Raw genomic sequence first — 20,831 nt, forward strand, 5'->3', positions numbered from 1 at the left:
CACACCTGTCAAATCTTCCGCCCGTATACCGGGAAACCGCATGACCGGATGGGTGCTGTAGTGCCTCTTCTCGCACGCACCGAATGCGGACGTACCCGACATGGAGCCCTCACCCCTGCGTTTCCGGCCGCCCGCCCTGCAGGATCTCCGTGGCGGCGCGTTCGAGGATGGCGGCGATGCGGGCGGCTTCGGGTTTGGACCAGGGATAGCGCATCCTGAGTGCCGAGCGCAGCAGCATGCGGGCGGCGCGGATGTCGCCGCCGTCCTGCATGAAGTCGCCGTCATCGCCTTCGTCGGCGCCGTGACGATCGCTTTCGAAGACACGCTTCACATAGGCCATCTTCTCGCCGATGCGTTCGAGCTTGGCGAGCGTGTGCAGGATCATCTCGCGGTTTTCCGCAACACGCCGGCGACCGGTCTCGGTGATGCGGTAGAGCTTCTTGGCGCCCTCGGCCTCCACTTCCGCCAGACCGGTTTCCTCGAGATAGGTGAGCGCGGGATAGATGACGCCGGGGCTCGGCACGTAGAAGCCGCCGGAGCGCTCCTCCAGGATCTTGATCAATTCATAGCCATGGCACGGCCGCTCGTCGAGCAAAGCCAGGATGACGAGCTGCAGGTCGCCGGCTGCGAATTTGCGGCCCATGCGAAAACCTCCGCCGAACATGCCGCCTTTAAAACCTCTCATGGTTTTCCCTTTCATCGTTGGATATATCGTTGACTATGTCGTAAAATATATATCGTAAGATAATGCATTTCAAGAGCGGTGGCGAAAATCCGACCTTTCGAGGAATTGATCGATCGATCAGAATTACTCGTTTGTGGCGAATGTGCTGCGGCGCGATAAGCGTGCATGCTTTCCCGTCCTCCTCGTTCCGCGCCTAATCTCGTTTCCACTGCCGCCGCCGGCGCCGTCGCCATGGCGGCCGCCATGGGCTTCGGGCGCTTCTCCTACACGCCGATCCTGCCCGGCATGATGAGCGGCGTGCCGCTTTCGGCGGCTGATGCCGGCCTTATCGCCTCGGCAAATTTCGTCGGTTATCTGGTCGGCGCCGTACTTGCCGCCTATGGCTGGGCGGCGGGACGCGAACGGATGGTGGCGCTGCTGGCACTGCTTGCCACTGCGATCCTGCTTGCCGCCATGGCGGCTACCGATTCCGTGGCGATCTTTGCCGTCATCCGCTTCCTCGCCGGCCTTGCCAGCGCCTTGGCGATGGTCTTCACCTCGTCGATCGTGCTCAGCCACGGGGCAGCCGCCGGCAATGACCATGTGCAGGCGGCGCATTTCGGCGGGCCGGGGGCGGGGATCGCGCTTTCCTCGGTCATGGTGTTCCTGATCGGGCTCGGTTTTCACAACGGGCCGGGCGGCTGGCGCGCCGACTGGATCGGCGGAGCGCTTTACTGCGCGGCAAGCCTCGTCGTCGTCTGGTGGCTCCTGCCGTCGGCGCCTGCGCAATCGGCGCGTACCGGCAAGGAACCGGCGCTCGTCTGGGGCCGGCCGATGGTGCTCGTGACGCTGTCCTACGGCCTGTTCGGCTTCGGCTACGTCATCACCGCTACCTTCCTCGTCACCATCGCGCGGCTGTCTGCAACGGGACCCTTCGTCGAATTCCTCTGCTGGTTCATCGCCGGGCTGACGTCTGCGGTTGCGCTCTTTGCCTGGAAGCCGCTGGTGAGCCCGCTCGGGCTTGGCGGCGTCTATGTCGCAGCCCTTGTGGTCGAGGCTGCCGGCGTGCTTGCGACCGTGGCGTTGCCGCCGTCGGTCGCGCCGCTGATCGGCGGGGCGCTGTTCGGGGCGACGTTCCTGGCGATCACCGCTTACGGGCTGCAGATCGGCCGCAAGCTTGCCCCGGAGAGCCCGCGTCGCATCCTGGCAATGATGACGGCCGCTTTTGGCGTCGGCCAGATCGTCGGGCCGATCGTTGCTGGCTGGATCGCCGAACGTTCCGGCAGTTTCACCGGCCCGACTGTGATCGCCGCCGCCGCCCTGATCGTCTGCGCAGCGCTTGTCATGCCCGTCATCAAGAAGATCGCATAACTGGTTACAACTGCGTAACAATCGGCTGAACCCATTGCTGCTTCCTTCGAACTGCCTTAGTTTTTGGGCAATCAGTGTTGACGACACTCCCGAGACTCACAGTTCAGGAAAGCAAAGCTCCCCGTGTTTCATTCCTTCTTTCCGCAGCCAAAGCTGTTTTTCACTTCGCTCATTGTCTGGACGCTGATTTCCATTGCCGGCTGGTATCTCTTCGCTGCCGGTCTCGGTGCATCATTGGGTTACGCGCCGGTTGCCGAAAACCAGCAGCCGATCGACCTCTCGTTTTTCCTGCTCCCCGAAAATCTCTGGTTCTACAGCTATTTCCTGCTGTCGGCGGCGATCTTCTGCGCCGCGTGGCATCTGATAGCGCGGAGCCACCCCTGGAAGCTGTGGTCGATCTGGGGTTCGGCGCTGATTATATTCGTGACCTATTTCGGCGTGCAGATCAGTGTCGTGATCAACAATTGGCGCCGGCCGTTCGGCGATCTTCTAGTGAACGCGATGGAGAAGAAACCTGGTATCACCGTCGACAATTTCTACAGTCTGATGTGGATCTTCTGCCAGATCGCATTCCTCGCCATGTTCGTCTCGATCATGACCGACTTCTTCACCAGCCATTATATCTTTCGCTGGCGCACGGCGATGAACAACTTCTACATGTCGAAGTGGGAAAAGCTGCGCCATATCGAAGGCGCATCGCAGCGCGTTCAGGAAGATACGATGCGCTTTGCGAGCACGCTTGAAGTTCTCGGTATAAGCCTCATCAACTCGGTGATGACGCTTGTGGTGTTCCTGCCGATCCTTCTGGCGCTATCGCATTATGTGACGGAACTGCCGTTCATCGGGCCGGTGGCGAATTCGCTCTTCTGGTTGGCGCTGTTCTGGTCTGCGTTCGGTACGGTGCTGCTGGCGGCCGTCGGCATCAAGCTGCCTGGCCTGAATTTCCGCAATCAGCGCGTCGAAGCGGCCTATCGCAAGGAACTGGTCTATGGCGAGGACCATGCGGAACGCGCCCAGCCGCTGACGGTCAGGGAACTCTTCGGCAACGTCCGCCGCAATTATTACCGCATGTATTTTCACTACATGTATTTCAATATCGCGCGCAATTTTTACAGTCAGGCCGACGCGCTCTTCGTGGTCTTCATGCTGGTGCCGACGATCGTGGCAGGCGCCATCACCTACGGCATCTTCCAGCAGATCTCGACAGCCTTCGGCCAGGTCAGCAATTCGTTTCAGTATCTCGTCAATGCATGGACGACGATCATCGAGCTGCTCTCCATCCACAAACGCCTGAAGGCCTTCGAGGCGGCCATCGATGACGAGCCGCTGCCTGCCATCGATCGGCACTATCTGGAGCGGGAAGCCGGCGTCGTGCATGTCGATGGCTGATGGGTAGGTTCTGCGAGTAATCGAAAGGTTCGTGTTTGAGGCCCCCTCATCCGCCCTACGGGCACCTTCTCCCCGCTGGGGAGAAGAGGGAATCGAGACGTTGCGGCATATCTCTTCTCCCCTCGGGGAGAAGGTGCCGGCAGGCGGATGAGGGGGCTGCACGGCCGCCGTCTCGGTTATAAAAAAAGCGCCCGTCAGAGACCCGACGTCTGCTGCAGTTTCCCGCGTGCCTCGATCATCGGGATTGCTTCGGAATAGCTGACGCAGGCGACATCCGCTCGATGGCAGACGTCGCTGACGAGACGGTCGAGCGCGCGCCAGTAGGCGCCGCCGTTCATCTCGACGAAGTGGAAGCCGAGCTGGAGGGGGATGCGGTTGCCGTTGTACTGGCGGTCGAAGGCCTGGGAAAAAGCGGCGTAGGCGCGGTCCTCGAATTCCTTTGAATCCGCGCTATCCTCCTCGCCTTTGGAGTGGCGGACGAAGAGATTGTAGTCCATGCCGATGATCGGTTTTTCGCTGGGGCCTTCGGGGATCAACGGCAGGCCGAAGCGGATGATGCCGTCTTCCTCGACAGGCATGGCGGGACCTTTGGTGACGAGGCTGGCATCATAGGAAAAGCCCGCCTTCTTCTCGGCGGCGATCATGTCGGCGCCTGCGCTCGCCGAGAGATACGGAGCGCGAAAGCCCTTGATGCCGTGATCGACCAGATCCTGCCAGCTGGCGGGCTCGGCAAGGCCGACGCTTTTCCAGGCATTCTTCAGCGTTCCGTGAAAGGTCGCATATTCGGCCGACCAGTCGGCCTCGCTCCATTCGCGGCCGTCGAAATGGCCGCAGGCATGGCTCGATATGTCGTGGCCTTCGAGATGGGCATGCCAGATATTGCCGAGGCGCTTGCGGATCTCGTCGTCGCTCTGGGCGAAGCCGACATTGGATTTTCCGCGTTTCTGGTGCGGCGCCTGGTAGGCCTTCTTTGCCGCCTCGTTCATCAGGAAGGTGCAGGAAAGGAAATAGGTGAAGTGGGCGCCGTTCTTCGCCGCCATCTCGCGGCTCTTCAGCCAGAGCGCATTGTCGTGGGCGCCATCGAAGGAAATGATGACGAGCTGTTTCGGCCGGTCGGCGGCTTCCGCGATTGCCGGAACGAGGAAGGAGGCAGCCAGGCAGGCGGAGAGGAGAAAACGAGACATAAGCACCGCGACAATTTGTTCGCGGTTTCCTTTACCAGAATTGCGGCGAAGCTGCGGTCGCGCTGGCATTTTTTCACGTCACCCGCTAAGCCATGACAAACGGCACGGAAGGATCCGCAATGACATTGCTTATCGTCGGCATCATACTTTTCCTCGGGGTACACCTGGTGCGGGTGGTGGCTCCCGGCTTTCGCCGTTCGATGATCGCAAGCCTCGGCGAGACCGGCTGGCGGGCGGCCTATTCGATCGCGAGCGTTCTCACGCTGATCCTCTTGATCTACGGTTTCGGTCAGGCCCGTGCTGTGACCGGCATGCTTTACAATCCGCCGGTCTGGATGGCGCATATCACGATCACGCTGATGCTGATCGCGATCATCTGTCTGGTCGCCTCGCTGCTGCCGGCGGGGCATATTGCGACGAAGACCAAACATCCGATGGTGCTGTCGGTGAAGATTTGGGCGCTGGCGCATCTGCTTGCCAATGGCGAGACCTCGTCGGTGCTGCTGTTTGCGGCCTTTCTTGCCTGGGGCGTGATCGTGCGCATTTCGCTGAAGCGGCGCCAGCGGGCAGGCGAGATCACGCTCCGCCCCTTCGTCTCGGCAAAATACGACCTCTATGCCGTCGTCATCGGCATCGTCGCGTGGGCGCTGATCATCTGGAAGCTGCACGAATGGTTGATCGGGGTTTCTCCGCTCGCCATGTGACGAATCTTTTACATCCCCCTTACAACGGCGGCAAAATGGGGTAGAAGGCCCGACAATATGCATTTTGCATGATGTTGGGTAATTTCCGCGGCCGGAGACGAGAATGGCATTCAACGACGACAGCTTCATCCGTGAAGTCAATGAGGAATTGCGGTCCGACCAGATGAAGGGCGCGTGGCGCCGGTTCGGCCGTTATATCATCGTCGTCGCCATCCTGATCGTCGTCGGCACCGCCGGCAAGGTTCTCTACGAATATTGGGACGACAACCGTTCCTCCAGCGCCGGCGACCAGTTCCTAGCGGCGATGAAGCTTGCCGACGAGAACAAGAACGACGAGGCGCTGGCAGCACTCGACAAGCTGGAGAAGGAAGGCCATGGCGCCTACCCGGTGCTGGCGCGCATGCGGGCTGCGACTGTGCAGGCGCAGAAGGGCGACGCCGCCGCGGCGATCGCCGCTTTCAACGAGATCGGCAAGGATAATGGCGTTCCGGCTGCCGTGCGCGACGCCGCGAAAATGCGCGCCGGCTGGCTGCTGATCGAGAGCGGCACCTACGAGCAGGTTTCGGCCGCGATCGAGGAAATGGCCGTACCGGGCAACGCGTTCCGTCATTCGGCGCGCGAAGCCCTTGGCCTTGCGGCCTATAAGGCCGGCAATATCGTGCAGGCCCGGCAATGGTTCCAGTCGATCGTCGACGATACCGACAGCCCGCGTAATGTTACCAATCGTGCCCACATGATGCTTGATCTCATTACCGCATCCGGCAAGGCGCCCGCCGCGCAGGGCTGAGTTTTAAGGAAAAAGAATGAGTTTCACGGTCGCCATCGTCGGTCGTCCGAATGTCGGCAAGTCGACGCTTTTCAACCGGCTGGTCGGCAAGAAGCTGGCGCTCGTCGACGACACGCCGGGTGTGACCCGCGACCGGCGGCCGGGCGATGCCCGGCTGATGGGCCTGACCTTCACGATCATCGACACCGCAGGCCTCGAAGAGGCCGACGAGGAAAGCCTGCAGGGCCGGATGCGCGCCCAGACGGAAGCGGCGATCGACGAGGCCGATCTTTCGCTCTTCGTCGTCGACGCCAAGAATGGGCTGACGCCTGTCGACACCGCGCTTGCCGAAATGCTGCGCCGGCGCGGCAAGCCGGTGGTGCTCGTCGCCAACAAGTCCGAGGCGCGCGGCTCCGACAGCGGTTTTTACGACGCCTATACGCTCGGTCTCGGCGAGCCGACGCCGATTTCGGCCGAACACGGGCAGGGCATGCTCGATCTGCGCGACGCGATCGTCGAGGCGATCGGCAAGGACCGGGCCTATGGCAAGGAGGATGTTGCCGTCACCGACGTCGACATTTCCGAGACGGCGGACGAGGCTGGGGACGAGGACGAAGAGCCCGCCTATGACGATACCAAACCGCTCAGGGTGGCGATCGTCGGACGGCCGAATGCCGGCAAGTCGACGCTGATCAATCGTTTCCTCGGCGAGGACCGGCTTTTGACCGGGCCGGAGGCGGGCATTACCCGCGATTCCATCTCGGTCGAGTGGGACTGGCGCGGCCGCACCATCAAGATGTTCGACACGGCAGGCATGCGCCGCAAGGCGCGGGTGACCGAGAAGCTGGAGAAGCTTTCCGTCGCCGACGCGCTGCGCGCCATTCGCTTCGCCGAAACGGTCGTTATCGTCTTCGATGCGACGATCCCCTTCGAGAAGCAGGACCTGCAGATCGTCGATCTGGTGCTGCGCGAGGGCCGTGCGGCCGTTCTCGCCTTCAACAAGTGGGACATGATCGAGGACCGGCAGGCGGTGCTTGCGGATCTGCGCGAAAAGACCGACCGGCTGCTGCCGCAGGCGCGCGGCATCCGAGCCGTGCCGATCTCCGGCCAGACCGGCTGGGGTCTCGATAAGCTGATGCAGTCGATCATCGACACGGACAGGGTCTGGAACAAGCGCATCTCGACGGCGCGGCTCAACCGCTGGCTGGAGACGCAGCAGATCCAGCATCCGCCACCGGCCGTCTCCGGCCGCCGCATCAAGCTGAAATACATGACCCAGGTCAAGGCCCGCCCACCGGCGTTCATGATTTCCTGCACGCGCTCCGACGCGCTGCCGGAATCCTATACGCGCTATTTGATCAACGGGTTGCGCAACGATTTCGACATGCCGAGCGTGCCGATCCGTATCCATTTCCGCTCGGCGGATAATCCGTTCGAAGGCAAGAAGAGACGGACGTAGGGTTTCGGGCGCTGGTGGGCGCCTTACGCGGCATTGTTGCGCCGGGGTGTGGCACCCCCCTCTGTCCTGCCGGACCCGGGGTCGAGCCGCTGGTCTCGACCCGTCCTTCGGACCTCCGCAAGGAGGGAGATCGACTCGTGGATGGAATTTCCCCAAACAATTGATGTTGAACGAGCGGGTGCGCCCAGCCGATCTCCCCACCTGTGGGGGAGATGTCCGGCAGGACAGAGGGGGTACCCCCAGACGCAACCGTTCTCCCGCTCGTCTAGCGCCTGGTGAACGACACGCTTCGCAGCGCGCTTCATAAGTAAGGTCGATCAGTCCGCGGACGGCAGAGGCCCGGCGGTTTCGCTGGGCTTTCTGCTTCGCGGAAGCGACTTGGCGTATTGCCAGGCCTTCTTCCATTTCGGCGTGATCACGCCGTTGGCGGCGCGGATGTTGTTGATGAACTGCAGCGTCGCCGCTTCCCAGGAATATTGCATGGCAAGATCGCGCGCCTTGTTGCGCGAGGCGGAGAGGGCGGCAAGGCAGGCGACCCCGAGGTCCGCATTCAGCGCGCCGACTTCGCTGTCTTCGCCGATGATGTCGAGCGGGCCGGTGACCGGATAGGCTGCGACCGGCACTCCTGAGGCCAGCGCCTCGAGGATGGTGTTGCCGAAGGTGTCGGTGAGCGAGGGAAAGACGAAGACGTTGGCCTGGGCATAGGCTTTCGCCAGATCCTCGCCGAACTTCACGCCGGCGAAGAACACGTCGGGATATTGCTTTTCGAGTTCGGCGCGGGCCGGGCCGTCACCGACGACGACTTTCGAGCCCGGCAGATCGAGATCGAGGAAAGCAGGCAGGTTCTTTTCCAATGCCACGCGGCCAACGGTCATGAATATCGGGCGCTGCAGGCCGAACGGTTTTTCCTCGAGTTCCATCGGGCGGAACTGCGTGGCATCGATGCCGCGGCTCCATGGCATCAGGTTCTTGATGCCCTTTTCCGACAGTTCGCGCGCAAGGCTCGGCGTCGCCACCATGCAGCCGGCGCCGCCATTGTGGAACCAGCGGACGAAAGCGTAGAGCCAGCTCTTCGGGATCGGCAGGCGTGCGGAAACATATTCCGGGAAGCGGGTGTGATAGCTTGTCGAAAACGGCATGCGCTTGCGTATGCACCAGCGTCGCGCCGTCAGCCCCAGCGGGCCTTCGGTGGCGATGTGCACATAGGACGGATTGTGCTTCTCGATCTCGCGGGCGATGCGGCGATAGCCGGCGATCGACAGCCGGATTTCGGGATAGGTCGGGCAGGGGATGCTGTTGAAGCGCTCCGGCGTCACCATCGAAACCGCAACGCCCATCTTCGCCAGTTCGCGATTGGTGTTCTCGATCGAGCGCACGACGCCGTTGACTTGCGGATGCCAGGCGTCGGTGACGATGACCAGCCGTTCTGGCAGATTTCCGGCGGCTGCGGCATTGGCCCAGCTCTCGCCGCTGTAAGTGTTTGCCGGACGTTGCAGCATGTCACGATTTCCATCCGCGTTGCAGTGATCTGTCAACGCTCAACCCCAAAGCGGGGTTCCGGAACGGCGATTCCCGCTTGCCTATTTTGAGGCATGACCATGATGGAAATATTACAGCCGCATGCCAGCGTTTGCAGGGCCTTAGCGGCGCGATCGCCGCGAATATGTCAGCGGTCGATCATGGTTTTCATGCGGAGAGAATGACGGCGCCGGTCGTGGACCGGCGCCGCTTGGGAGGTTAGGCGGCAGCAGAAGCCGAGCCTGCGAGCGGAACTTCCGAGATCGTCTTCAGAACCTGCGAAGCGATCTGGTAGGGGCAGCCCTGCGAGTTCGGGCGGCGATCTTCCAGATAGCCCTTGTAGTCGTTCTTGACGAAGGAATGCGGCACGCGGATCGAAGCGCCGCGGTCGGCAACGCCGTAGGAGAACTTGTTCCACGGAGCCGTTTCGTGCTTGCCGGTCAGGCGCTTGTCGTTGTCAGGACCGTAGACGTTGATGTGGTCCATCAGGTTCTTTTCGAACTGCGCCATCAGCGCTTCGAAATAGGCCTTGCCGCCGACTTCGCGCATGTACTTGGTCGAGAAGTTGCAGTGCATGCCCGAACCGTTCCAGTCGGTGTCGCCGAGCGGCTTGCAATGATACTCGATGTCGATGCCGTACTTTTCGGTCAGGCGCTGCAGGAGGTAGCGTGCCATCCAGATCTGGTCAGCGGCCTTCTTGGAGCCCTTGCCGAAAATCTGGAATTCCCACTGGCCCTTGGCCACTTCGGCATTGATGCCTTCGTGGTTGATGCCGGCAGCCAGGCAGAGATCCAGGTGTTCCTCGACGATTTCGCGGGCGACGTCGCCGACGTTCGAATAACCGACGCCGGTGTAGTAGGGGCCCTGCGGAGCTGGGTAGCCCTGCTCGGGGAAGCCGAGCGGACGGCCGTTCTGGTAGAAGAAGTATTCCTGTTCGAAGCCGAACCAGGCGTCCTCGTCGTCGAGGATGGTGGCGCGGGCATTCGATGCGTGCGGCGTGACGCCATCGGGCATCATGACTTCGCACATGACGAGCGCGCCGTTGGTGCGGGCCGGGTCGGGATAGATGGCGACCGGCTTCAGCACGCAATCGGAGCTGCGGCCTTCGGCCTGCTGCGTCGAGGAGCCGTCAAAGCCCCAGAGCGGAAGCTGTTCCAGCGTCGGAAATGCGTCAAATTCCTTGATCTGCGTCTTGCCACGCAGGTTCGGTACCGGAGTGTACCCATCGAGCCAAATATACTCGAGCTTATATTTTGTCATCGTGACTCTCTCAATGCTACGAAGGTGAGCAAATCCGGAGACGATCTCGGCGCGCAAACGCATCCGACCGCCAGGGGATGCATCTCTTGAAGCACGTAGCGTGCCAGTTTGCCGTTCCCGCGAAAGAAAAATCGCGAATCAGCCGGCCGGCACGCTTTTTCCGTTTCCCCGAAAGCCGTTCGATCTCCTGGCCGAAGGCTGAATCATCAGGAAGAACGGAAATTTTCGGCCCTGGAACCGGATGAAAATTTGGGCGTTAGCCTCAAGTGATGAAGTGTTGAACAAATAGGCGGAAGCTTCTGGCATAGACAGCACAGCGATCAATCATCGCGGTGGTTGTGCGTATATTTTGTGCAATTTGCATAAACTATGTGCATCGTGCTATGGTTTTGGTGCCAAATGTTGATGCGCGAGCTGAATGGAGGCGATCTCATGCCCACCGGTTTCCATCGTGAATCCGCAACGATCTACCAGTTTCCCGTCAGGCCGCCGCGGGCCGCCAGCCGGTTCGAACGCGCCCGGGTGATGGAACGCGAAGCAGCCGAAGTCTGCGATGCTGCGCTCGACAGCTGCTGGTATCATGACGAGGCGGTTCGCGAGACCGATCAGCCGACGAAATCCTGATTTGCTGCTTCGCTCCGGAGCAGAATGCCGATAGGGCGGAGAGCGCCCGCGCATGGCGTGCTTGCTACGCCGTCGTGCGCGGACTCAGCCGCCTAAACCAAGCTTTTCCTTCACGACCAACGCACCATGTTCACTGACGACGCGGGCTGCGACGGCTGCAGCGAAGCGGGCGGCGGTGGGCGCATCGCCGGTTTCCAGATACCGGGAGAGGAAAGCGCCATTGAAACTGTCGCCGGCACTTGTCGTGTCGACCACTTTTTTCACCTTCTCGGCCGGAACGAAGCTCTCCTCGCCGCCGAAATTCAACCTGACGCCATCGGCGCCGTTCTTGACGACGATATTGACGGCGCCGAGCGCCTTATAGCGGTGGATGGTCGCCTCGATGGAATCGTCACCGAAATGCGCCGCCTCGTCGTCGAAGCTCGGCATGACGAGCACGGAGGAACGGGCGCCTTCGCTGATCGTCGCGTGCATCACGTCGTAGCTCGACCAGAGGCGGGGACGGATGTTGGGGTCGAAGACCACGAGCTTGCCGGCAGCCTTGGCGCGGCGGATTTCAGCCAGCAGCGTCGTCGCATCCTCCTGCGGCAGGATGGCGAGGGTGATGCCGGAGAAATAGACGACGTCGGCGCTTTCCACCGCCTCGCGCAGACTGTCGGGATCGGCGGCGAGGCTGCGGGCGGCCGAATTGTCGCGCCAATAGCTGAAGGATCGCTCCCCGTCCTTCAGGTTGATCATATAAAGGCCGGGTGTCTTGCCCCTGATCCGGCGGATAAGGCTCGTGCCGATGCCAGCCTTCTCGGCGAAGGCCACCATCTCATCCGACATGGCGTCGTCGCCAAGGGCGGTGAAATAATCGACGGACCAATCGGCGGAAAGGCAGGCGCGGGCATACCAGGCGGTATTGAAGGTATCGCCGGCGAAGCCTTTGCGCAGCAGGCCGTCGCCTGCCTGCGAGAGCTCCACCATGCATTCACCGATCGATAGAAACCGTCTTCCGCTCACCTGATCCTCCCGGCATCGGAGCGCCGCTGATCAACAGGACGCTCTATCGCTTTGAATTGACGCTGCATCCGCTGATACGCGGAGCCGGGCGGAGTGACAAGCGCCGATATCGTCGGAGCCGATCTCACGAGGAATGAAAAGCCCGCCTTCACGGACGAAGCGAAGGCAGGCGCGGGCGACGGAAGATTATTCGTGGATGGTGTAGCTGCCGAGTTCGCAAAGATCCTGCGTGTCTTCGGTCGTGTCGAGGTTCGAATCCTCGTCGAATTCGAAGCGCATGTCGTATTTGCAGACGGTTCGGCCATCGGCGATGGTGATGTTCACGGTCTCGCCAGGATTGAGAACGTTGTCGCCGAACACGTCTTCTTCCCAGCTGTTGACGCCCGTCGGCGAGCTGTAGAAGCGCGTCAGGACGGAATCGGTGCCGTTGGTAAGCTGGAATTTCAGATCTTCGGCATGCGACGATACGGCAGAGCCGGCGACGATCGCGGCTGCAAGCGCGATCAATCCAGATAGTTTCGATTTCATATATGCGTTCCCCACGACCCATGATTAGGCGGGGACGGGGATAGCATATCCGCATCTAAATCTTTGTTATCGGGGACTATAGATTCCGAAATAAGTGTGTTTCGGCCATTTCATCGTTAAGAGGACGTGACAGTTATTTAGAGAAGCGAAGGCCGCTTCATGCGGCCTTCGTTCCATTCACGGTCTGTCCATATGATAGCAGGCCGCCTTCTGGCCGGGGCGGACTTCTTCAGTCGGCGGCATTTCGGTGCGACAAATGTCGGTCGCCTTCCAGCAGCGGGGAGAGAAGACGCAGCCTTTCGGCGGGTTGAGCGGCGAGGGCGGATCGCCCTGCAGGCGGATGCGGGTGCGCAGGCGCGCAAGCTTCGGATCCGGGATGGGTGCTGCGGAAAAGAGGGCCTGCGTATAGGGGTGGGCCGGATGATCGAAGACGGTGGCGCAGTCGCCAGCTTCCACCACTCTGCCGAGATAGAGCACCAGCACATCGTCGGAGATCAGGCGCACGACCGAGAGGTCGTGACTGATGAAGATCAGCGTCAGGCCGAATTCCTTGCGCAGCTTGCGCAGGAGCGTGATGACCTGGCCCTGGATCGAGACGTCGAGGGCCGAAACCGGCTCGTCGCAGACGATGAGCTTCGGCTTGGTGACGACTGCGCGGGCAATGCCGATGCGCTGCGCCTGGCCGCCGGAGAATTCATGGGGATAGCGGTTGATCATCTCCGGTACGAGACCGACGGCGGTCATGATCTCGCGCACACGCTCGGTGCGCTCGGCCTTCGTAAGCTTCGGCTCGAACACAGTGAGCGGCTCGGCGATGATGTCGCCGACCGTCATGCGCGGGTCGAGCGAGGCGATCGGGTCCTGGAAGATGATCTGCATGTCGCGGCGTGCGGCACGCATTTCCTCGTTCGTGAGATCGAGAAGATTGCGGCCCTGCCAGAGGATGCGGCCCTTTTGCGATTTCAGGAGCCGCAGGATGGACCGGCCGAGCGTGGATTTTCCGCAGCCGGATTCGCCGACGATGCCGAGCGTGCGGCCTTCGGCGAGATCGAAGCTGACATTGTTGACCGCGGTCAGGAAGATCGGCGGCTTGAACAAGCCCTTTGCCGGCAGTTCGAACTGGGTCGTCAGGTTCTCGACCCTCAGAAGCGATCGATCAGCCATGGTTCAGCAACTCCTCGCGACGGGGGAATGGATGGTAGCAGGCCGCACAGTGGCGCGGCGCAAGGGTCTCGAGGATGGGCGGACGGTCGATGCAATCGTCCTGGACCTGCGAACAGCGCGGCGAGAAATTGCAGCCCTTCGGCAGGTGCTGCAGGTTCGGCGGACGGCCGGGGATAACGACGAGGTCGTCGACATCCTGGTCCGGGCGCGGGATCGAGGCATGCAGCGCCGCGGTATAGGGATGGGCCGGATTGTCGAAGAGTTCGTCGACCGGGGCTTCCTCGACGATGCGGCCGGCATACATGACGGCGACACGGTCGGCGAGGCCGGCGACGACGCCGAGATCGTGGGTGATCATGATCAGCGCCGTGTTCATCTCGGCCGTCAGATCGTTGAAGAGATCGAGGATCTGCGCCTGGATGGTGACGTCGAGCGCGGTCGTCGGCTCGTCGGCGATCAGGAGCTTCGGCTTGGTGAGCAGCGCCATGGCGATGACGATGCGCTGGCGCATGCCGCCGGACAGTTCGTGCGGATAGAGATGGAAGCGCCGCGTCGGATCGGGGATGCCGACACGCTTCAGCATGTCGAGGGCTGTCTCGGATGCGGCGCGCGCCGTCAGGCCGCGGTGAACCTCCAGCTGTTCCGTCAGCTGCCGGGAGATCTTCAGGGACGGGTTTAAGGCGGTCATCGGGTCCTGGAAGACCATGGCCATGTCCTTGCCGCGGATCTGGTCGAGCTGGCGCGGCTTCAGCGACAGCACGTCCGTGCCTTCGAGCCGCGCCTGTCCCGTCGTCCTGCCGTTCTTGGCAAGAAGGCCCATGATGCCGAGGAAGGTCTGGCTCTTGCCGGAGCCGGACTCGCCGACGATGGCGATGCGCTCGCCGCGCCGGACGGTGAGGTTCATGTTCGAGACCGCCTTCACCTCGCCGTCGGGCGTTGCGAAAGTGATCGAGTAATCCTCGAGTTCGAGGAGGATGTCTTTTTCTTGAAGCATTCTATCGATCCTTCGGGTCGAACGCGTCGCGCAGGCCGTCGCCGATGAAGAGCAGGCTGAGCAGCAGGGCCACGAGGAAGCTTGCCGGGAAGATCAGCAGCCAGGGCATGCTTTCCATGGCGTCGGTTCCCTCGGCGATCAGCGTGCCGAGCGAGGTCAGTGGTTCCTGCACGCCGAAGCCGAGATAGGAGAGGAAGCTTTCGGTGGCGATGATTTCGGGCACGGTCAGCGCCGCGAAGATCACCACCGGCCCGACGAGGTTCGGAATGATGTGCTTGACGATGATCTTGAACGGCCGCTGCCCGGATGCGCGGGCCGCCTCGATAAATTCGCGGTGCTTGATCGACAGTGTCTGGCCGCGCACGATGCGGGCCATGGTCAGCCACTCCAGCGCGCCGATCGCAGCAAAGAGCAGGTAGACGTTGCGGCCGAAGATCACCATCAGCAGGATGACGAACAGGATGTAGGGAAGCGCATACATGATATCGACGAAACGCATCATGATCGCATCCAACCTGCCGCCGATATAGCCGGAGACTGCGCCATAGAGCACGCCTATGACGACGGAGACGACAGTCGCCGTCAGCGCCACGGCAAGCGAGACGCGGGTGCCGTAGAGCACGCGGGCGAGAAGGTCGCGGCCATTCGGGTCGGTGCCGAAATAATGGCCGGTCTCGATCGAGGGCGGGATGCGGAAGGCGGCCCAATCCGGATCTTCATAGTTGAAGGGAATGAACCAGGGACCGAGGAAGGCTGCGAGGATCAACAGCGCCAGGACGGCGATCGAGAGCACGGCCGCCTTGTTGCGCCCGAGGCGGCGCAGCGCATCCTTGGTGAGCGAACGGCCTTCGGGCGCGAGACCCTCCGCCTCCAGAAGCTCCTGGGCAAGAAGCTCGCGTTTTGCGGGATTGAGGATCATCGGTTTCTCACTTTCGGGTCCAGCCAGGCATAGGCGATATCGACCAGAAGGTTCAGGAAGACGATCAGCACCATGTAGAAGATGACCGTGCCGAGAACCATGCCGTAGTCGCGGTTCAGCGCTGCGTTGACGAAATAGCGGCCGATGCCGGGCAATCCGAAGATGCTCTCGACAACCAGCGAGCCGGTGAGAAGGTAGCTTGCCGCCGGACCGAGATAAGAAACGACCGGCATCAACGCAGGCTTCAGCGCGTGGCGCATCACAGTCAGCCGCGGGCCGATGCCCTTGGCCTTGGCGGTGCGAATGAAGTTCTGGTTCATCACCTCGATCATCGAGCCGCGGGTGATGCGCGAGATGCGGCCGGCATGCGGCAGGGCAAGCACGACGATCGGCAGGATCAGGTATTTGATCGAGCCGTCACCCCAGCCGCCGACCGGAAACCACGCGAGATGGATGCCGAAGACGAGCTGCAGGATGGGCGCAATCAGGAAGTTCGGCAGCACGACGCCCACCAGGATGAGCGCGCCCAGAATATAATCCGGTGCCTTGTTCTGATAGAGCGCCCCAAGACAGCCGACGGCCACGCCGACGATGATGGCAATCAGGAAGGCAGCCGTACCGATGGTGAAGGTGTAGGGCAGACCGATCATGATCTGCTGGGCGACGGTGAAGTCCTCGCTGGCGAAGGAGGGGCCGAGATCGCCCCGCAGTAGGTCCGCGACATAGATCAGGTACTGCTGGATCAGCGGCTTATCGAGATTGTAGTGGATGGCAAGGTTCTTGAGGATCACCGGCGGCAATGGCCTTTCGCCATCGAAAGGGCCGCCGGGGGCAAGGCGCAAAACAAAAAACGAAGCTGTCACGGCGATCCACATGACGGGGATCGTCGACAGAAGGCGACGGAGTGCGTATTTGATCATGGTCGTGGGCCGGTCCTTTCCGCAAGGCGCGGAAAGGACCGTTTTCCCTTACTCTTTCATCGACAGCCAGCGGGTGCGGTGGATGTCCTGAATGTTGTCGACGAAGCCTTCGATCTTCGGAGAAACGACGTTCTTCGAGACATAATAGTAGATCGGCAGGGCGGCGGATTCATCGAGCGCCAGCTGTTCGGCCTTCTTGAAGATTTCGGCGCGCTTCTTCAGATCGGTCTCGGCGTTGCCTTCCTTGATCAGCTTGTCGTAATCAGGGTTGGACCAGCGGCCGTAGTTCATCTGGACGCCTGTGACCAGGAGGTTCAGGAAGTTGTCCGGATCGTTATAGTCGGCGAGCCAGCCGGCGCGGCCGATTTCGACCTGTCCACGCTGCATCTGGTCGTAATGCACCTTGGTTTCGGCATTGACGAGTTCGACATCGACGCCGAGCGGCTTCCACATGGAAGCGATTGCGACGGCGATGCGCTTATGGTTGTCATTGGTGTTGTAGCTGAGGACGGCGTGCAGCGGCTTGTCCGGTCCGAAGCCGGCGTCTGCCAGAAGCTTCTTGGCTTCTGCGACCTTATCCTTATAGGGCAGGTCCTTCCAGCTGACATAGGCCGGCTCGCCGTAATTCGCCGTGCCCGGCGGAACCCAGGAATAGGCCGGCAATTCGCCGGTGCCGAGGATCTGCGGACCGATCACTTCGCGGTTGATCGCCATGGAGAGAGCCTGGCGTACACGCTTGTCGCTGAAGGGCGGCTTCTGCGAGTTGACGACATAGTAGTAGAGGCCGGAGAAGGGTGCGACATGCGCCTGGCCCGGCAGATTCTTCTTCATCCACTCGTACTGGTCGGTCGGGAAGTCGGTGAGGATGTCGAATTCGCCGGCGCGGTAACGTTTCAGCGCGGCTTCCTGGTCTTCCAGCACGAAGAACTTGGCGCCGTCGATCTTCAGATCCTTAGTGCCGTACCACTGGTCGTTCTTAACCGTCGTGACATGCGAGCCCGGAACCCATTCGACCGGCTTATAGGGGCCGTTGGTGACGATGTTGCCGATCTTGACCCAATCCTGGCCCTTCGCCTCGACGACATGCTTCGGCAGCGGATAGGCCGTGTAATGCATCAGGGCGTTCAGGAAGTAAGGCGTCGGATTTTCCAGGGTGATTTCGAGCGTCTTGTCGTCGATCGCCTTGACGCCGAGCTGGCTGAAATCGGTGATCTCACCCTTGTTGATCTTTTCGGCGTTCTTGATGGTGAACTGCAGATAGGCATAGTCGGCGGCGTTCTTCGGGTCGACGAGGCGCTGGAAGGCGAAGACGAAGTCTCCTGCCGTTACCGGCTGGCCATCGGACCACTTGATGCCGTCACGAAGCTTGAAGGTATAGACCTTGCCATCAGGCGAAATGGTCCAGCTTTCGGCCTGGCCGGGGACCGGATTGTCCTTGGCGTCCTCGGTGACGAGGCCTTCGAAAATGTCGCCGGCGATGCGGTTCTCCCAATCGCCTGAAAGTTTCTGCGGATCGAGCGACTGCGGGTCGCCACCATTATGAATGTTGAGCGTGGCCGCGTGCGCCGAAAATGCCAGCAATGTGCCAAACATCGCAGAGGCAAGAAATTTTTTCGTAAATTGGTTCATGGTGGGTCCACCTTTCTAGGCTTTGCGCCTTTATTAGACATTTGTTCCCGGGTTTGACCTCTTACGTGCAGGTCAGCGCGCACCTTATCGCAAAGGCTTTGCGTTGCAACCCCAAATCCGGAGGGTAGTCTCCAGTTGTGGACAAGCCTATATACGTCTCCCCCTTGCCGGTTCGCGACGAGACGTTGCGGCGCCTTTCAGGCCATTCATAACGGCTTCACATGGTTGTCTTTTGTTGCGTCCGCTTTAGTGTGGCGGGCGCGAACTAAAGCGCGTCGCGATCCTTCAGATTCGCTCTCTGCGCTTTAGGTTTTTGTTTTCACGCATGTCGTTGCCGCAAAACCGCTGCACACTTTTGCGCGACATGCCTTAGTCGGGAGACGTAGCCGATGGCATTGCAGGCAGGCGGGAATGCAGACTGGTGGCGGGGTGCGGTGATCTATCAGGTCTATCCGCGCTCGTTTCAGGACACCAACAGCGACGGGCTCGGCGATCTCAAGGGCATTACCCGCCGGCTGCCGCATATCGCCAGCCTCGGCGTTGACGCGATCTGGCTCTCGCCCTTCTTCAAGTCGCCTATGGCCGATATGGGCTACGACGTTTCCGATTACTGCGACGTCGACCCGATCTTCGGGACGCTCGCCGATTTCGATGAGATGATGGCGGAAGCGCACCGGCTCGGCATCAAGGTCGTCATCGACCAGGTGATCTCGCACACATCAGACCGGCACCCCTGGTTCGTCGAGAGCCGGTCGAGCCGGACCAACCCCAAGGCGGACTGGTATGTCTGGGCCGATCCGAAGCCGGACGGTACGGCTCCGAACAACTGGCTGTCGATCTTCGGCGGGCCGGGCTGGGAATGGGACGGCGTGCGCCGGCAATATTACCAGCACAATTTCCTGACCTCGCAGCCGGATCTCAACTTCCACAGCAGCGAAGTGCAGGACGCGGTGCTGGAGACGGTGAAATTCTGGCTCGACCGCGGCGTCGACGGCTTCCGACTGGATACGGTCAACTATTATTTCTGCGACAAGCAGCTCAGAAGCAATCCGCCGCACGAGCCTGATACCAGCGACGGGGGCCTCGATGCGCCCGACACCAACCCCTACGGCATGCAGAACCACCTCTACGACAAGACGCAGCCGGAGAATGTCGGCTTCCTCAAACGCTTCCGGGCGCTGCTCGACCAGTATGAGGATCGCACGACGGTCGGTGAAGTCGGCGACGGGGCGCGCTCGCTGAAGACAGTGGCCGCCTATACCAGCGGCGACGACAAGCTGCATATGTGCTACACGTTCGATTTGCTGGGGCCGGAGTTTACCGCCGAACATATCCGCGGTTGCGTCGATGCCTTCCAGAAAGCCGTGACCGACGGCTGGGTCTGCTGGGCTTTCTCCAATCACGACGTCATGCGCCATGTCAGCCGGTTTGCGCTGACCGAGGAAGAGCGCCCCGTCATCGCGAAACTGGCGATCTCGGTGCTTGCTGCACTGCGAGGCTCGATCTGCCTCTATCAGGGCGAGGAGCTCGGCCTGCCGGAGGCCGAGCTCGCCTTCGAGGATCTGCGCGACCCCTACGGCATCCGCTTCTGGCCGGCTTTCAAGGGCCGCGACGGATGCCGCACGCCGATGCCTTGGGAGGCCGGCAAGGCGCATGCGGGCTTCACCTCCGCCGAAAAGAGCTGGCTGCCCGTGCCCTACGAACAGGCAGCACTTTCCGTGGATACGCAGGAGGGGAGCGACAGCTCTGTGCTGCACCACTACCGCCAGACGCTCGCCTTCCGGAAGAGCCACCCGGCACTGATCGACGGCGACATGAGCTTCATCGACACCAACCATGATCTGCTCGCCTTCACCCGCGAAAAGGGCGGCGAAAAGCTGCTTTTCGTCTTCAACCTGACCCGCAAACCGGCGGAATTCCGCCTGCCTGCGGGCATTGCGCTCAGAGAAGCGCTTGCCATGCCGGGCTTCGAGGCGGTGGTGAGCGCGGGATCGGTGAAACTTGCCGCGCTGGATGGGTTTTGTGCGCGGATTTGACATTCGCGCTGTCGTCGAGGGTTATCGATTTCGATAGGGCTGTATTTTTTAAATTACAACTGATATGTTCATCTTGAAGCAGACGGCCACTTTCCAGAAGTGGCACAAACGGTTGAAAGACGGAAAGGCCAAGGCAATGATCGCTTTACGCCTTTAGCGTCTTGCAACCGGGCATGCCGGCGATGCCGCTCCGGTCGGTGAAGGGGTGAGTGAGTTGCGCATTCACTATGGGCCTGGCTATCGGATCTACTACCGCAAGCGGGGAGAAACGATCATCGTGCTTCTCTGCGGCGGCGATAAAAGCACGCAGGAAACCGACATACGGACGGCAAAGAGAATGGCCATGGAATGGAGCGACGATAATGGCTGAACAGATTTTCGACTTCGATCCGGCTGAGCTACTCGATTCCGACGAGGCTATCGAAACCTTTATCACCGAGGCCCTGCAGACCGGAGATGCGAAATTCATCGCTTCTGCTCTTGGCGTCGTTGCACGCGCCAAGAGCATGAGCAAAATCGCCAAAGAAACCGGCCTTGCGCGCGAGCACCTCTACAAGGCACTCAGTGAAAACGGAAATCCCACACTCGAAACCACGCTGGCCGTGATGAAGGCCATCGGGCTCGAACTTACGACGCGACATCACGCGATTTGAGACCGTCTGGCGTTCGCTGAAGCCTTCTCGCAAGTGAGAGTTCC

Annotated in this window: 18 protein-coding genes and 2 pseudogenes; 9 read left to right on the top strand and 11 right to left on the bottom strand. The window is 61.1% G+C overall.

What is annotated here, in order from left to right; all coding sequences use genetic code 11:
• Positions 1-109: 109 nt before the first annotated feature.
• The gene (locus EFQ99_RS26045) at positions 110-685 is read right to left on the bottom strand and encodes a PadR family transcriptional regulator (protein WP_126924100.1); all 576 of its coding nucleotides are present in this window, start codon (positions 683-685) and stop codon (positions 110-112) included.
• A 142-nt stretch (positions 686-827) separates the two neighbouring features.
• Here EFQ99_RS26045 and EFQ99_RS26050 point away from each other — a divergent pair.
• Together EFQ99_RS26050 and sbmA are read left to right on the top strand one after the other, a co-directional pair.
• Positions 828-2,035, top strand: a pseudogene (locus tag EFQ99_RS26050) (YbfB/YjiJ family MFS transporter).
• A 123-nt stretch (positions 2,036-2,158) separates the two neighbouring features.
• Complete coding sequence (sbmA, locus tag EFQ99_RS26055; RefSeq protein WP_126924102.1) at positions 2,159-3,424, top strand: peptide antibiotic transporter SbmA; 1,266 nt, start codon at positions 2,159-2,161, stop codon at positions 3,422-3,424.
• Between the two features lie 194 nt (positions 3,425-3,618).
• Here the strand turns inward: sbmA and EFQ99_RS26060 are convergent, their stop codons facing one another.
• Complete coding sequence (locus tag EFQ99_RS26060) at positions 3,619-4,608, bottom strand: polysaccharide deacetylase family protein (RefSeq protein ID WP_126924103.1); 990 nt, start codon at positions 4,606-4,608, stop codon at positions 3,619-3,621.
• Between the two features lie 119 nt (positions 4,609-4,727).
• On the opposite strand from EFQ99_RS26060, the gene EFQ99_RS26065 reads away from it, so the two are divergent.
• From EFQ99_RS26065 to der, 3 genes are all read left to right on the top strand, one after another.
• Positions 4,728-5,312, top strand: coding sequence for an NnrU family protein (locus tag EFQ99_RS26065; RefSeq protein ID WP_126924104.1), 585 nt, complete (start codon positions 4,728-4,730; stop codon positions 5,310-5,312).
• A 103-nt stretch (positions 5,313-5,415) separates the two neighbouring features.
• A complete protein-coding gene (locus tag EFQ99_RS26070) occupies positions 5,416-6,099 on the top strand; it encodes a tetratricopeptide repeat protein (RefSeq protein WP_126924105.1) in 684 nt (227 codons plus the stop codon).
• Between the two features lie 16 nt (positions 6,100-6,115).
• Complete coding sequence (gene der, locus EFQ99_RS26075) at positions 6,116-7,537, top strand: ribosome biogenesis GTPase Der (protein ID WP_126924106.1); 1,422 nt, start codon at positions 6,116-6,118, stop codon at positions 7,535-7,537.
• Between the two features lie 317 nt (positions 7,538-7,854).
• Here the strand turns inward: der and EFQ99_RS26080 are convergent, their stop codons facing one another.
• Together EFQ99_RS26080 and EFQ99_RS26085 are read right to left on the bottom strand one after the other, a co-directional pair.
• The gene (locus EFQ99_RS26080; protein ID WP_126924107.1) at positions 7,855-9,036 is read right to left on the bottom strand and encodes a glycosyltransferase family 4 protein; all 1,182 of its coding nucleotides are present in this window, start codon (positions 9,034-9,036) and stop codon (positions 7,855-7,857) included.
• 238 nt (positions 9,037-9,274) lie between these two features.
• Positions 9,275-10,315, bottom strand: a complete 1,041-nt coding sequence (locus EFQ99_RS26085) for a glutamine synthetase beta-grasp domain-containing protein (protein WP_097620206.1) — start codon at positions 10,313-10,315, stop codon at positions 9,275-9,277.
• Between the two features lie 432 nt (positions 10,316-10,747).
• Between EFQ99_RS26085 and gstI the strand changes: the two genes are divergently transcribed.
• A complete protein-coding gene (gstI, locus tag EFQ99_RS26090) occupies positions 10,748-10,939 on the top strand; it encodes a glutamine synthetase translation inhibitor GstI (protein ID WP_126924108.1) in 192 nt (63 codons plus the stop codon).
• Between the two features lie 84 nt (positions 10,940-11,023).
• On the opposite strand, the gene EFQ99_RS26095 is transcribed toward gstI, so the two are convergent.
• The 7 genes from EFQ99_RS26095 to EFQ99_RS26125 form a co-directional block, all read right to left on the bottom strand.
• Positions 11,024-11,944 (bottom strand): sugar kinase, encoded by a 921-nt coding sequence (locus EFQ99_RS26095; protein ID WP_126924109.1) that lies wholly within the window; start codon positions 11,942-11,944, stop codon positions 11,024-11,026.
• Between the two features lie 186 nt (positions 11,945-12,130).
• Positions 12,131-12,472, bottom strand: coding sequence for a hypothetical protein (locus EFQ99_RS26100; RefSeq protein ID WP_126924110.1), 342 nt, complete (start codon positions 12,470-12,472; stop codon positions 12,131-12,133).
• 177 nt (positions 12,473-12,649) lie between these two features.
• On the bottom strand, positions 12,650-13,636 hold the full coding sequence (locus EFQ99_RS26105) for an ABC transporter ATP-binding protein (RefSeq protein WP_126924111.1): 987 nt from the start codon (positions 13,634-13,636) through the stop codon (positions 12,650-12,652).
• A complete protein-coding gene (locus tag EFQ99_RS26110; protein ID WP_126924112.1) occupies positions 13,629-14,630 on the bottom strand; it encodes an ABC transporter ATP-binding protein in 1,002 nt (333 codons plus the stop codon). The genes EFQ99_RS26105 and EFQ99_RS26110 overlap by 8 nt, the downstream gene beginning before the upstream one ends.
• A gap of 1 nt (position 14,631) precedes the next feature.
• Positions 14,632-15,549 (bottom strand): ABC transporter permease, encoded by a 918-nt coding sequence (locus tag EFQ99_RS26115; protein ID WP_126924113.1) that lies wholly within the window; start codon positions 15,547-15,549, stop codon positions 14,632-14,634.
• On the bottom strand, positions 15,546-16,469 hold the full coding sequence (locus tag EFQ99_RS26120; RefSeq protein ID WP_126924114.1) for an ABC transporter permease subunit: 924 nt from the start codon (positions 16,467-16,469) through the stop codon (positions 15,546-15,548). Before EFQ99_RS26120 ends, EFQ99_RS26115 begins: the two co-directional genes overlap by 4 nt.
• 48 nt (positions 16,470-16,517) lie before the next feature.
• Positions 16,518-18,098, bottom strand: coding sequence for a peptide ABC transporter substrate-binding protein (locus EFQ99_RS26125; RefSeq protein WP_126924115.1), 1,581 nt, complete (start codon positions 18,096-18,098; stop codon positions 16,518-16,520).
• A gap of 389 nt (positions 18,099-18,487) precedes the next feature.
• On the opposite strand from EFQ99_RS26125, the gene bglA reads away from it, so the two are divergent.
• The 3 genes and pseudogenes from bglA (at position 18,488) to EFQ99_RS26140 (ending at position 20,787) form a co-directional block, all read left to right on the top strand.
• Positions 18,488-20,134, top strand: coding sequence for a beta-galactosidase BglA (gene bglA / locus EFQ99_RS26130; protein ID WP_126924116.1), 1,647 nt, complete (start codon positions 18,488-18,490; stop codon positions 20,132-20,134).
• 64 nt (positions 20,135-20,198) lie between these two features.
• A pseudogene (locus tag EFQ99_RS26135) lies at positions 20,199-20,504 on the top strand (type II toxin-antitoxin system RelE/ParE family toxin).
• Positions 20,497-20,787 carry an addiction module antidote protein gene (locus tag EFQ99_RS26140; protein WP_126924117.1) on the top strand — a complete coding sequence of 97 codons (291 nt, stop codon included), beginning with the start codon at positions 20,497-20,499 and terminating at the stop codon, positions 20,785-20,787. The pseudogene EFQ99_RS26135 and the gene EFQ99_RS26140 overlap by 8 nt, the downstream one beginning before the upstream one ends.
• Positions 20,788-20,831: the final 44 nt, after the last annotated feature.

The sequence above is a fragment of the Rhizobium vallis genome (assembly GCF_003985155.1).
Classification (GTDB): Bacteria; Pseudomonadota; Alphaproteobacteria; order Rhizobiales; family Rhizobiaceae; genus Rhizobium; species Rhizobium vallis.

What these genes read in the sequence shown, in the direction of transcription:
- EFQ99_RS26045 (WP_126924100.1), bottom strand. Translation starts at nt 685, where the DNA reads ATGAGAGGTTTTAAAGGCGGCATGTTCGGCGGAGGTTTTCGCATGGGC.
- EFQ99_RS26060 (WP_126924103.1), bottom strand. Translation starts at nt 4,608, where the DNA reads ATGTCTCGTTTTCTCCTCTCCGCCTGCCTGGCTGCCTCCTTCCTCGTT.
- EFQ99_RS26065 (WP_126924104.1), top strand. Translation starts at nt 4,728, where the DNA reads ATGACATTGCTTATCGTCGGCATCATACTTTTCCTCGGGGTACACCTG.
- EFQ99_RS26070 (WP_126924105.1), top strand. Translation starts at nt 5,416, where the DNA reads ATGGCATTCAACGACGACAGCTTCATCCGTGAAGTCAATGAGGAATTG.
- der (WP_126924106.1), top strand. Translation starts at nt 6,116, where the DNA reads ATGAGTTTCACGGTCGCCATCGTCGGTCGTCCGAATGTCGGCAAGTCG.
- EFQ99_RS26080 (WP_126924107.1), bottom strand. Translation starts at nt 9,036, where the DNA reads ATGCTGCAACGTCCGGCAAACACTTACAGCGGCGAGAGCTGGGCCAAT.
- EFQ99_RS26085 (WP_097620206.1), bottom strand. Translation starts at nt 10,315, where the DNA reads ATGACAAAATATAAGCTCGAGTATATTTGGCTCGATGGGTACACTCCG.
- gstI (WP_126924108.1), top strand. Translation starts at nt 10,748, where the DNA reads ATGCCCACCGGTTTCCATCGTGAATCCGCAACGATCTACCAGTTTCCC.
- EFQ99_RS26100 (WP_126924110.1), bottom strand. Translation starts at nt 12,472, where the DNA reads ATGAAATCGAAACTATCTGGATTGATCGCGCTTGCAGCCGCGATCGTC.
- EFQ99_RS26105 (WP_126924111.1), bottom strand. Translation starts at nt 13,636, where the DNA reads ATGGCTGATCGATCGCTTCTGAGGGTCGAGAACCTGACGACCCAGTTC.
- EFQ99_RS26110 (WP_126924112.1), bottom strand. Translation starts at nt 14,630, where the DNA reads ATGCTTCAAGAAAAAGACATCCTCCTCGAACTCGAGGATTACTCGATC.
- EFQ99_RS26115 (WP_126924113.1), bottom strand. Translation starts at nt 15,549, where the DNA reads ATGATCCTCAATCCCGCAAAACGCGAGCTTCTTGCCCAGGAGCTTCTG.
- EFQ99_RS26120 (WP_126924114.1), bottom strand. Translation starts at nt 16,469, where the DNA reads ATGATCAAATACGCACTCCGTCGCCTTCTGTCGACGATCCCCGTCATG.
- EFQ99_RS26125 (WP_126924115.1), bottom strand. Translation starts at nt 18,098, where the DNA reads ATGAACCAATTTACGAAAAAATTTCTTGCCTCTGCGATGTTTGGCACA.
- bglA (WP_126924116.1), top strand. Translation starts at nt 18,488, where the DNA reads ATGGCATTGCAGGCAGGCGGGAATGCAGACTGGTGGCGGGGTGCGGTG.
- EFQ99_RS26140 (WP_126924117.1), top strand. Translation starts at nt 20,497, where the DNA reads ATGGCTGAACAGATTTTCGACTTCGATCCGGCTGAGCTACTCGATTCC.